Source organism: Micromonospora sp. NPDC050397 (assembly GCF_044901685.1).
GTDB lineage: Bacteria > Actinomycetota > Actinomycetes > Mycobacteriales > Micromonosporaceae > Micromonospora_G.
In genome coordinates, this window is record NZ_JBJDPS010000001.1 from 677,583 (window position 1) to 690,224 (window position 12,642).

The window sequence follows — 12,642 nt, forward strand, 5'->3', positions numbered from 1 at the left end:
TCTGGGGAGAGTGCCATGACGACGCACCAGCGGGGACGGGCTTTCGCCCGGACGGTCGGGTCGACGACCTGCACCGTCCTGCTCGTGCTCGGCCTACCGGCCGGGGCCGGGTACGCCGCCGAGGAGCCGCCGACGCTGCCGGTGGTCACCAACACCTGCGTCGGTCCCTCCCCGGTGCCGTTCGCCGGGGTCCCGTGGCCGGTGGCCCGGCTGGCGCCGCAGTCGGTGTGGCCGCTGAGCCGGGGCGCCGGGGTGACGGTGGCGGTGATCGACACCGGGGTCAGCGCCGTCGCCGCCGGACTCGCCGGGGCGGTGCTGCCCGGTCGGGACGTGGTGGCGGGTGGGCGGGCCGACCGGGACTGCCGGGGGCGGGGGACCGCTTTGGCCGGCATCGTGGCGGCCCGCCCGGTCACCGGCACCGGGGTGGTCGGGCTGGCGCCCGGGGTGACGGTGCTGCCCGTCCGGATCGTCGACGGCCAGGGGCGGTTGCGCCCGGAGTACCTGGCCGACGGTATCCGTACCGCCACCTCGGCCGGGGCGAAGGTGATCCTGGTCGGCACCGGGGTCGCCGGCGCCGACGCCAACCTGCGCGCCGCGGTGGAGGAGGCGGTGGCGCACGACATCGTGCTCGTCGCGGCGACCAGTGACCAGCGGGGCGCGAACCAGCCCGGTCAGCCCGTGGTCTGGTACCCGGCCGGCTTCGAGCAGGTTGTCGCGGTCGGCGGAATCGACGCCGACGGCAAGCCGACCGAGCCGACGGTGGAGGAGTCCGGGGTCGACCTGGTCGCCCCGGGGGCCGAGGCGGTCGGTGTCGGGCCGAGCGGACCGGGCCACTACCGGGTCGGCGGTCCGGCCGTCGCCGCCGCGTACGTGGCCGGTGCGGCGGCACTGGTCCGGGCGTACCGGCCGGGGTTGACCGCCGACCAGGTGCGCCAGCGGTTGGAGTTGACCGCCGAACACCCGCCCGGGGCGGCGCGTACCCCGGCCCTGGGCGCCGGGACGGTCGACCCGTACGCCGCCGTCTCCGTGCTCGACCCGGGTCAGGCGGCGCTCCGGGTCGAGCCCCGGCCGGCACCGGCGGTGCTGCCGGTCGCGGCGGCGCCCGACCCGAGGGTCGCCCGCGCCGGCCTGGTGGGTGCCGCCGTCGGGGCCGGCACCCTGCTCGCCCTGGCCGCCGCGGTGACGGTCAGGGCCGGCCGGCGGCGTCGCTGGCGGGCACGCTGACCTGCTGGTCGACCGCCGGTTCCACCCAGGCGGTCTGGATCAGCCGGCTGCCCCGGCGGGTGCAGAGCATGGCCCGTCCCGGCGGCAGGATCCGTGGTTTGGTGTTGCCGAGCAGCGGCCCCTCCGACGGTGGGCAGGAGAGCGCCACGTCCGGGCTGTTCGTCTCCTGCAACCGCCTGATCAGCGGGTCCATCGACATCCGCATCACCCCGGCGGCGCCCCGGCTGAGCACCAGGTGGAACCCGATGTCGGTGCCCTGCGGCAGGAACGGGATCAGCGGTTGCAGCGGGCTGTCGTGGCCGCTGAGCAGGTCGTAGTCGTCGACCAGCACGTACAGGCGCGGCCCGGCCCACCAGTCGCGGCGCCGCAGCCGCTCGGGGGTGATGTCCGGGCCCGGCACCCGGCTGCGCAGCCCCTCGACCGCGTCGGCGACCGCCTCCTTTGTGGAGTCCGGCGAGACCGAGTAGCCCAGGCGGTACTCCGACGGCACCGACTCGAACAACTGGCGCCGGAAGTCGACCACCATGATCCGCGCCTCCTTCGGCGTGAACCGGCGGGTCACCGCCGCCGCCAGGTGCCGCAGCAGCGCGGTCTTGCCGCTCTCGGTGTCGCCGAGCACGGTCAGGTGCGGCACCTCCTCGAAGTTGTGCCAGACCGGGCGCATCCGCTCCTCGTCCAGGCCCAGCGCCACCCGCAGGTCGCCCTCGGGCGCGGGCAGGTCGGCCGCCGGCAGCACCGCAGGCAGCGTACGCACCGCCGGGGCGGCCGGGCCGTCCCAGAAGTCGTTCACCATCGCGGCCAGCCCGCGCGCCCCGTCGGCGACCGTGCTCGGGTCGGACACCCCGTCGATCCGGGGCAGCCCACCCAGGAAGTGCGTCTTCTGCGCGGTCAGACCACGGCCCGGGATACGCGGCACGGTCGCCGCCAGCCGCAGGTCGATCGCCGAGTCGACCGGGTCGCCGAGGCGCAGCTCCAGCCGGGTGCCGATCTGGTCCCGCATCCCGTGGTGCACCTCCGACCAACGCGCCGTGGTCAGCAGCAGGTGTACGCCGAAGTTCAGGCCCCGGGCGACGACCTGCCGGATCGCCGCCTCGCCGGCCTCGAACTCCTGCCGCAGCGTGAACCAGCCGTCGACCACGAGGAAGACGTCGCCGTACGGGTCGTCGTCGATCGTGCCGTCCGCCCGCCGCTGCCGGTACGTCGCCATGCTGTCCACCCCGAGCGCGGAGAACCGCCGCTCCCGGTCGGCGATCAGCGCGGTGATCTCGGCCAGGGTCCGGCTCACCCGGTCGGTGTCGAGTCGGCTCGCCACACTGCCGACGTGCGGCAGGTCGGCGATCGAGGCGAGCGCGCCGCCGCCGAAGTCGAGACAGTAGAACTGCACCTCGCGGGGACTGTGGGTGAGCGCGAGACCACCGATGACCGTACGCAGCAGGGTGCTCTTGCCGCTCTGCGGTCCGCCGGCCACCCCCAGGTGACCGCCGACCCCGGCCAGGTCGACCGTCATCAGCTCGCGGACCTGCTCGAACGGCTTGTCGACAAAGCCGACCGGCACCACCAGCCGACCGTTGCCGGACCAGTCCGGGGGCCGCAGCCCCTGCTCCGGGTCCGGTGCCAGGGCCGGAAGCAGTTGGTCCAGCGTGGGTGCCGCGCCGAGCGGGGGCAGCCACACCTGGTGGGCCGGCGGTCCCTGGTCGGTGAGCTGGTCCACCACCACCGAGAGCACGCTCGCGGCGTTGCTGTCCGGCTCCACCCCGTCCGGTTCCGGCGCCAGCGGCGCGGCGCTCTCCTCCGGGACCCGGTACGGCACGTGTTCGAGCAGGTACGGCACCACCTGCTGCTGGACCACCTCCTGACGTACCCGGGCGGTCTTCGGGCGGTACGGGCCGGAGACGTACGCCGCCTTGAACCGGATCAGCGTCGACACGTGCGTACGCAGGTAGCCGTTGCCGGGCTGGCTCGGCAGCTCGTGCGCGTCCGGCACCCCGATCACCGAGCGGGACTCCATCGCGGAGAACGTACGCAGCCCGATCCGGTAGGACAGGTGTGACTCGAGCTGCGCGATCCGACCGTCGTCGAGGCGCTGGCTGGCCAGGAGCAGGTGCACCGCGAGCGACCGCCCCAGCCGGCCGATCATCACGAACAGCTCGATGAACTCCCGGTGCGCGGCGAGCAGTTCGCTGAACTCGTCGACGACCACGAAGAGGGTGGGCAGCGGGTCCAGCGGGGCACCCTGGGCGCGGGCCCGTTCGTAGTCCAGGGCGGAGCTGAACCCGCCGGCCTGACGCAGCAGCTCCTGACGCCGGACCAGTTCGCCGTGCAGCGCGTCGCGCATCCGGCTGACCAGGGCGGCCTCGTCGGCCAGGTTGGTGATCACGGCGGAGGTGTGCGGCAGCCGGTCCAGCCCGAGGAAGGTCGCGCCGCCCTTGAAGTCGACCAGGATCAGGTTCAGCGTCTCCGAGGAGTGCGTCGCGGCGAGCGCCAGCACCAGCGTACGGAGCAACTCGCTCTTGCCGGACCCGGTGGCGCCGATCAGCATGCCGTGCGGACCCATGCCGCCCAGCGCCGACTCCTTGATGTCCAGCTCGACCGGGACACCGTCGGAGTCGATCCCGATCGGCACCCGGAGCCGGTCGGCGGGGGCCCGTGGCGCCCAGGCGCTGGCCACGTCGAGCCGGCTCAGGTCGCTGATGTCGAGCAGGGCGGCCAGGTCGAAGTCCGAGGTGAGCGCCTCCGCCGCCGGTTCGGTGGAGATGCTGAGCCGGTACGGCGCCAGGATCCGCGCCACCGCCCGGGACTTCGCCACGCTCAACCCGTCCGCCCGGGCCAGCGGGGTACGCGTCTCCCGCCCCACCGCGTCGTGTCGGACCATCTCCACCTGACCGTCGGCCACGTCCAGCCAGAGCAGTTCGCGCGGGGTGGCCGCCGGTGCCGTACCGAGTTCGATCAGGAGGGCGTTGCGGTAACCCCCGGAGGCCATCCGAGCACCGGTCGGGATCCGACCGCCGTCGCAGACCACCAGCACGTACGGCTCGTCCCGGCTCGGGGTGGCACCCTGCTCGTACCGGGGGCGGGCGGAGAAGGACTCGCCGAGCAGCCGCTCGATCTCCTCGATGTTCTCCGCCACCAGCCGGGCCGAACCGGCCGCGTCCTGGTCGACCGGGTGCTGGACGTGCGGCAGCCACTTGGCCCACTCCCAGGCGCCGGCACCGTCGCCGCCGAGACAGAGCGCGACCATCACCTCCTCGGGCGCGTGGAAGGTGGCGAGCTGGGTGACCAGCGCCCGCAGCATGGCCCGGCGCTGCTCGTCGGGGCCGGTGACCCGGATCTGGGCGAACCCGCGCAGGAAGAGGGCGACCGGCTGGTCCTCGATCGTGCTGTACGCCTTGATGAAGCGGCGCAGCGACTTCGCCGACAGCGGCTCCAGGTCCTCGATCGGCTTGGTCTGCATCGGCGCGATCCGGGTCGCCAGGCGCTGCCGACCGGTGCCGACCCGCAACTCGAGGAAGTCGGGATGGGTGCCCCGCCGCTCCCAGCGGCGCGAGGTCATCGCCACCGACCAGAGGGTGCCCGGCTCGGGATGGCGCCAGGCGCTGGCGTCGCGCTGCTGGCCCACGTACCGCCGGACCCGGCGTCGGTTCTGCGCCAGGTAGCGCAGGTAGTCGCGGCGGTCGCCGCCGAGGCGGCGCTTGCGGTCGCCGCCGCTGAGCGCCATCTGGCCGACCATCATGCCGCCCATCGCGACCACCAACAGCCCGACCATCATCCAGGTCATCGGGCCGCCCCGGGACGGGCCGACGAACATCAGCATCATCACGCCGGACATGAGCATCATCGGCAGGAAGGTCATCATGCCGCGCAGCCCGCCGGACTGGATCTCCGGCAGCTCGGGCGGCTCCTGGAGGCTGATCTCGCCGGACGGCATCTCCGGACCGTTACGTCGGGCCGGGCGCCGGAACACGACCGTGGTCACCGTTGCCTACCTGTCCAGGGTTCGGGCCCTGCGTTTCACGGGGCCGGTGCGTCCTACAACGCGCCGATCCCCGGGTCGGATCAATCGGCGCCGGAAAAAACCTGCGGCACCGAGAACTGTGGCGAAAAACCCTCTGTCGATTGTGAACCGACTCGCGGGCGGTCCGTAGTGAGGGCGTGACCATCGTCGCCAACGGAGAGATGTGCCGCCTGGTCGTGTGCGGGCCGGACCGTCAGGTCGAGGTGGCCGTACCGGCCCAGGTGCTGGTGGCCGATCTCCTGCCGGCACTGCTGCACCACCTGGGCGAGAACCTGGCCGACACCGGGCTGCTGCACAGCGGTTGGGTGCTCCAGCGACTCGGCTCGCCGCCGTTCGACGAGGACGGGACGGTGGCCTCGCTCGGGCTGCGCGACGGCGAGGTGGTGCACCTGCGGCCACGTTCCGAACAGATCCCCCCGGTCGACTTCGACGACCTGATCGACGGAATCGCCACCGGGGCCCAGGCCCGGGCGGGTCGCTGGCGCCCGGAGATGATCCGGTGGGCCTCGCTCGGCCTCCTCGTCACCCTGTTCGGTGTCGGTCTGGCGGTGCTGGCGTTGGCCGGACCGCCGGTGCCCCGGGCCATCACCGCCGGTGCGCTCGCCCTGGCCTGCCTGGTCACCGCGTTCGCGCTGACCCGGGCCGGCGGCGACCGGGCGTTCGGCCTGGTCTGCGCGTTCGCCGCGATCGGGTACGCCGGGCTCGCCGGAATCCTCCTGCTCGACCTCGACGCGGCGACGACCGGTACCCCGTTCACCGGACCACACGTCTTCGCCGCGTCGGTGGCGGCCCTGGCCGTCGCCGCGATCGGCCTGGCCCTGGTCGGCTGGGCCGGTCCACTCTTCTCCGGGCTGATCACCGCTGGTCTCCTCGCCGCCGCCGGGGCGGCCCTGGCCGCGTTCGTGCCGCTGGCCGCCGACCGGGCCAGCGCGGTGGTCGCGGTGGCGGCGACGGTGGCCGGTACGGCGGTGCCGATGCTCGCGTTCCGACTCGCCGGCCTGCGGTTGGCGCCACTGCCCACCGAACCCGAACACCTCCAGGAGGAGATCGACCCGGAGCCGAGCGAACCGCTGCTGGCCCGTACCGCCGTCGCCGACCGCTACATGAGCGCGTTGTACGCCGGCCTGGCCGCCGTGACCGGCGCCGCCCTGGTGCTGGTCGGCACGGCCGGGGGATGGGCGTCGATCACGTTGGTGCTGCTCGTGACACTGGTCCGGCTGCTCGCCGCCCGACCGATGAACAGCGGTTGGCACCGGCTCTGGATGGCCGCGCCGGCCCTGGCCGGTGTGGTCGCGGTGACGTTGCACGTGGCGGCGACGGCGCAGCCGCTGGGCCGGCTGCTGGTGCCGGCGGCGCTGGTGCCGGTCGGCGCGGCGGTGCTGACGGTGATCGCCCGGACGATGCCGGGCCGGCGGATGATGCCGTACTGGGGCCGGATCGGTGACCTGGCGCAGACCGTCACCACGGTGGCGATGTTCCCCGTCCTGCTCGCGGTGCTCGGCGTGTACGGCTACGCGCGGGCGCTGGGGGGCTGATCGAGGTGCAGTCGCGTCGGGATCAGGTGCAGGCCCAGTCGTACGTGCTGGGGCGGCTCACCTCGGCTCTGGTGGCGGCGGAGCCGGAGGCGCCGGAGAACCCGCACCGCCGGCTGTTGGTCGGGACCGTCGCCGGGGTGCTGGTCGCGGCCCTGGTGGTCGCAGGTTTCACGGTGTACGGCTTCCTGCGTCCCGGTGGCGCCACCGGTTGGCGCAAGCCGGGCACGGTGGTGGTCGAGAAGGAGACCGGCAGCCGGTACGTCCTGGTCGACGGTCGGCTGCGTCCGGTGCTCAACTACAGCTCGGCGCTGCTCCTCTTCGGCCAGAAGCCGGCGGTCAGTACGGTCTCCGCCGCCTCCCTGCGTACGGTGCCGCGCGGCGCCTCGGTCGGCATCGTCGGCGCACCGGACGCGCTGCCCGGCCCGACGGCCCTGGCCGGTGCGACCTGGACCGTCTGCGCGGTGGCCGGGCGGGACGACGCCGGCACCCTGGCCACCGCGACCACGTTGACGGTCGACCGGGCGCCGGTCGGCCCCCCGGTCGGCGCCGATCAGGGAATCGTCGCCCGCGCGCCGGGCGGCGAGACGTTCCTGGTCTGGCGTGGCCGGCGGTTCGCGTTGACCCAGACCTGGCTCAGCCGGGCCTTCGGCTACGACGCCGCCCCGGTGCAGGTCGAACCGGGCTGGTTGGACCAGTTGCCGGCCGGTTCGGACATCGGACCGTTGGCGGTCTCCGGCCGGGGCGATCCCGGACCGACGATCGACGGCCGCCCGACCCGGATCGGGCAGCTCTTCGTGGCCCGTGTCGCCGGCACCGCCGAACGGCACTACCTGCTGCGGCGGGACGGCCTGAGTCAGCTCACCCCGACCGGCGTCGCCGTGGTGTCGAGCGACCCCGAGACCGCGCGGGCGTACGGCGGCCAGCCGGTCATACCGGTGGAGCTGACCGCGGCGGCGCTGACCGGGCTGCCCGGCTCGAAGGAGCCGGTGCTCCCGGGCGACCTGCCCGAGTCCCCACCGGCGGTGGCGGGCGCCGGACCGGGGCAGGTGTGGTGCCTGCACCAGGGTACGGCCAACGGGATCGAGTTGACCGCCGAGTCACCGCTGCCCGCCCGGGGGGTGGCACCCGGTGACGGTGTCGGGGTGACCCGGACCGCCCGGACCGCGACGGCCGTGGCGATCGCGGCCGGGATCGGTGGCCTGGTCCGGCTCGGCCGTCCGGGGCAGGCACCCGGTACGAGCTACTTCGTGGTCACCGACGCGGGGATCAAGTACCCGCTCGTCAATCCCTCGGTGGCGAAGGCGCTGGGCTACTCCACCTCGGCGGCGGTCACCGTACCGCCGGCCCTGCTGGAGCTGCTGCCGACCGGGCCACTGCTCGATCCGGCACGGGCCCGGGGGTGATCGACGCGACGAACCGGTCCGGTACGACTGAGTCCCGCAACAGGCAACCGAACGGCACGAGAGGACGTGTGTGATGGCCCAACCGAACGAGGTAGACGAGGCGACCATCCGGCAGTTGCTGGCCGCCTTCGAGGTCGCGATGGCCGACTGCAACGCCGCCGACCGCAGCGTCGACGCGGTCTCCGGCTCCACCCCGTGGCACGGCGAGGCGGCCGTCCGGTACATGCAGGAGCTGCAGAACTGGCGTGGCGGCCTGGCCCAGGTGCGCAACGGCCTGGAGCAGTTGCGCGCGGCGATGACCCAGCACCTGCAGGTCTCCGGCAACGCGGAGCAGGAGTCGGCTTCGCACGCGAAGTGGTACCAGCCCTGATGTTCCGCCGGATCCACCCGCCGGCACCCGGCCGGCACCGCATCGACGACGAGCAGTTCGACGGACAGGAGTGACGCATGGCGACCTACGGCCTCAACCCGGACGGCCTGCTGGCCAGCGGTGAGGAGCTGCGCGGGGTGACCCGGTCGATCGAGCAGGCGCTGGCCGACCTCGATCAGGTGGTCAACCGGTTCATCGCCGCGAACACCGGTAACACGGCGGGTTCCTACCAGACCGCCCAGAACACCTGGCACCTCGGGATGGGTCAGATGAACGCCGCGCTGAACTCGGGCGCGAGCGCGATCGACCGGATCCGCGACACGTACCAGATCGCGGACACCCAGGGTGCGGCCCTGTTCGAGGGCTCGATCTGATCTTCCCGGTGGGTCGGGTGGCGCGCCGCGCCACCCGACCCACCGACCACGCACCAGTCGGTTCCCAGAGGAATGGTGAAACGTGCCGATCAATGTGGACGAGGCGTTCATCCGCCGGGTCGCGGCGGAGAACACGGTGCTCGGCGGCGAGGCCCCGGGCGCGGCGAACGGGCCGATCGACAACATGATCATCAAGCCCGGACACCAGAACTTCGTGGTGGGGCAGAACCTCTCCACCCAGCTCAAGGCGCAGGGCGGGGTGGTGAAGCAGCGGCTGAACCAGCTCGGGGTGCTCTTCACCACCCGTCGCCAGCAGTTGCGCGCGTTCGTCGACACGACGGACGACATCGAGTCGCTCAACGAGATGACGGTCGGCGAGTTCCGCGGCCGGATCCCGAACTTCTGACCGTAACGCCACCTCCGACCGTACCGCGGCCGGCACCGGGGCGATCGACCCCGCCGTAACCCGGTCGGGCTGGCCGACCCGGTGCCGGTGGCACCGGACAACCGTGATCCGCCACCCGTCGTACGACCGTCGCCGCCGAGGCCCCACCGGGCCACCGACCGCAGAGGATGACCCATGACCCAGCCAGGTATGAACTGGGTGCCGGCGCTGAAGGACATTCTCGGCGCGGACGACGACGTGGACCACACCCGGATCACCAATCCCGCCTGGGTGCAGCTCGACACCTCGTACTGGATCTCCGCCGACCGGCGGTACAACACGGAAGGCTCCCACCAGAGCCCGTGGAACCACTGGATGCCGGGGGACCCCGCGCACGCCGGATGGAACCGGATCACCCTCTACCGCAAACGCAACACCGACACCATCGAGAACTTCCAGCTCATCCGGGGCTGGATCACGTTCTACGAGGGCGGTGAGACCGGACCGGCCCGGCAGGCCCAGATGCTGGTCGCGATGAGCAACGAGATCACCTCGCAGATCCTGAGCAACCCGTTCCTCGACCCGCAGACCCTCTACGACGCCGCGCACCTGTTCTACGAGGTGGCGAACTGGCTGATGAACACCGGCCAGCCCCGGGTGCAGACCCTGGTGAGTGAGATCGACCAGGACGCGAGCGGCTTCGAGGGCTCGGCGGCGGACGCCTTCGTGTTCGCCATGGAGGACATCAACCGGACGATGCTCTACCTGAAGGAGAACATCACCGAGCCGGACGACTGGATCGAGTTCCTCAACGGCAGCGGCGACGCGGTGGTCACCTTCAAGACCGCGATGGTGAACGCCTGGGACGCCTTCAAGGCATACCGCTTCTACGACCCGAACTGGCTGGTCGGACAGATCGTCCAGTCGATGGAACAGCAGGTCGACGCGTACGACCGGACGGTCAAGTTTCCCGGCTTCTTCACCGGCGGCACCACCACCGGCGGTTACGACGAGGTCTGGAACTTCACCTTCCCGGACCAGGGACTGCCCGGACCGTACGACCTGATGCAGCCCGCGGCGTGGCAGCAGCTCGACACCGACACGAAGACGGCCTGGACCAACGAGCTGAACAAGCTGAACACCGCCTCGTTGGCCGCGACCAAGGCGCTGATGGACAACTTCGTCAACACGACGGACAAGTTGCAGCGGGTGATCCCGGACCTCTACCGGGGCACCTTCTACGTACCGCCGCCGGACCCGACTCAGATCCCGCCGCCCGGTGGTGGGGACAACTTCGGCATCAACGGCGGCGGCAACAACGGCCCCGGCGGTGGCGGTGAGGGGGGCTTCGACACGTCGGGGCTCGGCAACGGTGGCGGCGGTGGCGGTGGTGGTGGCAGCGAGGGCGGGTTCGACACCTCGGGCCTCGGGGGCGGTGACAGCGGCGACGGCAGCGGCGGCGGGTCCAACTTCCGGGGCGGCGGCAACAGCGGCGGGAACTTCGACCCCTCCCAGTTCGCCGCCGGTGGCAACAACGGTGGGGGCTCCGGGGGCGGTACGTCGATCGGCGGGATCTCCGGTGGCGCGAACTCCGGTCCCGGCTTCACCGGCGGTCCGGGCGGCGGCACGTCGATCGGTGGGATCTCCGGCGGCGGTGCCTCCGGGGGCTCGGGCGGCGGCGCCGGTGGCGGGATCACGATTCCCGGTCTGGGCAGCGGCGGCTCCTTCACCGGTGGCGGCGGCGCCGGCAGTGGATCGGGCGCCGGCAGTGGCCAGAAGCCGCCCGGAACGGGCCTCGGCTCCGGGCTCGGTTCCGGCGCCGGCTCCGGATCGGGGTCCGGCTCCAACTCCGGGTCGAACTCCGGGTCGGGCTCCGACGACGGTCTCGGCACGGGCATCGGCGGCCTCGGCGAGGGCGTCGGCAGCGGCGGCTGGTCCGGCATCCCGGGCCTGGACGACCCGACCCTGGGCGGATCGTTCCCGCCCAGCAGCCAGTTCCCGACCGAAATCGACCCCGGCAGCTTCGGCTCCGGTGGCGCGAACCCCACGGCCGGCTCGGTGGTCGGCCCGCTCGGCACCCCACCCCCCGGCTACGCCGGTGCCGGCGCGCTCACCGGCATCCAGATGGGCGGCGCCGGCAACGGCTTCAACAGCGGCGGCTTCGGCCTGGAGAACCTGCCCGGGGCGGTGGTGCAGGCCGGACTCGGTGGCGCGAACGGGGTGGTCGGCACCGGTGCGAACGGCATGGGCGGCGTGCCGTTCATCCCGCCGATGGGCGGCATGGGCGGGATGGGCAGCCCGGGTAACGGAGACAACGGCAAGGAGCGCGAACGGACCACCTGGTTGGCCGAGGAGGAAGAGGTCTGGGGCACCGACCCGGACTGCGCGCCGGCTGTGGTGGGCCGGGACGACAGCCCGGAGTACGACCAGTCCGAGACGCGGCGACCCGCGCCCGCCCGGGGTCCACAGTCGCCGTACGGCCCGTCGCGGGGCACCACCCGGGGCCGTGGCTGACCACCCCAGCACCTTCCCGAGCGAGAGGAGCACCGGAGCACCATGTCCAGCCCGTTGCACAACCAGATAGAGCAGGCGTACGCCGAGCTCGAACGCAGCCAGGCCGCGCTCGCCGGGGTGCAGGAGGAACTCGACGGCGCGGAGACGACGGTGACGTCGAAGAACCGGGCCATCACCGTCACCGTCAACAGCCGGGGTGACCTGGTCGACATCAAGTTCCTGACCAGGTCGTACCGGACCATGCCCGCCGCCGAACTGGCCACCCTGCTGATCGACACGATCGCCGAGGCCCGGGCGAAGGCGCAGGCGGCGGTCGCGGCCACGTTCCAGTCGGTGCTGCCGGCCGGGATGTCCGCGCTCGACATGATCAACGGCACGGTGGACTTCGACTCGATGATGCGCGAGGCGATCCGGATGGCGAACGAGCCGTTCCCGGGCGAGGAAGCGACCGACCGGCGGGAGAGCGGGGACGGCCGATGACCGAACCGGTCATCTCGGCCGACACCGAGCGGCTGCGCGCCGAGGCATTCGCCACCTACCTCGAACACATGCGGGGGGTGGTCGACGAGTTCGACGCCGAGCGCGCCGCGAACGCGCCGGTGGTGCCGAGCGTACGGGGCGAGGTGGACGAGGCGATCGTCAAGGACGTGGACCGGGACCTGCCCGAGACCCTGTTCGTCCTCACCGGGCTGCGGGACCTGTCCCTCGGCGACGGCGACCGGGTGACGGAGCTGCGCAACCTGCTGGAGACGTACGAGGCGGAGAACGTCGACACCGCCGGCACCTGGAACGGCGGGTCGAACCTGCCGCACTGAGGCGGTGTGC

Annotated in this window: 10 protein-coding genes; 9 read left to right on the forward strand and 1 reads right to left on the reverse strand. The window is 72.7% G+C overall.

The window, feature by feature from the left end; all coding sequences use genetic code 11:
- Positions 1–15: 15 nt before the first annotated feature.
- The gene (locus ACI2K4_RS02655; protein WP_404508172.1) at positions 16–1,224 is read left to right on the forward strand and encodes a S8 family serine peptidase; all 1,209 of its coding nucleotides are present in this window, start codon (positions 16–18) and stop codon (positions 1,222–1,224) included.
- Here ACI2K4_RS02655 and eccCa read toward each other — a convergent pair.
- The gene (eccCa, locus tag ACI2K4_RS02660; protein ID WP_404509162.1) at positions 1,187–5,149 is read right to left on the reverse strand and encodes a type VII secretion protein EccCa; all 3,963 of its coding nucleotides are present in this window, start codon (positions 5,147–5,149) and stop codon (positions 1,187–1,189) included. The genes ACI2K4_RS02655 and eccCa overlap by 38 nt on opposite strands.
- Before the next feature lie 224 nt (positions 5,150–5,373).
- Between eccCa and eccD the strand changes: the two genes are divergently transcribed.
- From eccD to ACI2K4_RS02700, 8 genes are all read left to right on the forward strand, one after another.
- The gene (gene eccD, locus ACI2K4_RS02665; RefSeq protein WP_404508173.1) at positions 5,374–6,771 is read left to right on the forward strand and encodes a type VII secretion integral membrane protein EccD; all 1,398 of its coding nucleotides are present in this window, start codon (positions 5,374–5,376) and stop codon (positions 6,769–6,771) included.
- Between the two features lie 5 nt (positions 6,772–6,776).
- Entirely contained in the window at positions 6,777–8,174 is a 1,398-nt protein-coding gene (eccB, locus tag ACI2K4_RS02670) for a type VII secretion protein EccB (protein WP_404508175.1), read from the forward strand.
- A 73-nt stretch (positions 8,175–8,247) separates the two neighbouring features.
- Positions 8,248–8,544 (forward strand): hypothetical protein, encoded by a 297-nt coding sequence (locus ACI2K4_RS02675; RefSeq protein ID WP_404508177.1) that lies wholly within the window; start codon positions 8,248–8,250, stop codon positions 8,542–8,544.
- Between the two features lie 77 nt (positions 8,545–8,621).
- On the forward strand, positions 8,622–8,918 hold the full coding sequence (locus ACI2K4_RS02680) for a WXG100 family type VII secretion target (RefSeq protein WP_404508179.1): 297 nt from the start codon (positions 8,622–8,624) through the stop codon (positions 8,916–8,918).
- Between the two features lie 82 nt (positions 8,919–9,000).
- Positions 9,001–9,324: a hypothetical protein gene (locus ACI2K4_RS02685; protein WP_404508181.1), complete on the forward strand. Its 324-nt coding sequence runs from the start codon at positions 9,001–9,003 to the stop codon at positions 9,322–9,324.
- 174 nt (positions 9,325–9,498) lie between these two features.
- Positions 9,499–11,817: a WXG100 family type VII secretion target gene (locus tag ACI2K4_RS02690; RefSeq protein ID WP_404508182.1), complete on the forward strand. Its 2,319-nt coding sequence runs from the start codon at positions 9,499–9,501 to the stop codon at positions 11,815–11,817.
- A 42-nt stretch (positions 11,818–11,859) separates the two neighbouring features.
- Complete coding sequence (locus tag ACI2K4_RS02695; RefSeq protein ID WP_404508183.1) at positions 11,860–12,297, forward strand: YbaB/EbfC family nucleoid-associated protein; 438 nt, start codon at positions 11,860–11,862, stop codon at positions 12,295–12,297.
- Positions 12,294–12,632, forward strand: coding sequence for a hypothetical protein (locus ACI2K4_RS02700; RefSeq protein ID WP_404508184.1), 339 nt, complete (start codon positions 12,294–12,296; stop codon positions 12,630–12,632). Before ACI2K4_RS02695 ends, ACI2K4_RS02700 begins: the two co-directional genes overlap by 4 nt.
- Positions 12,633–12,642 lie beyond the last annotated feature (10 nt).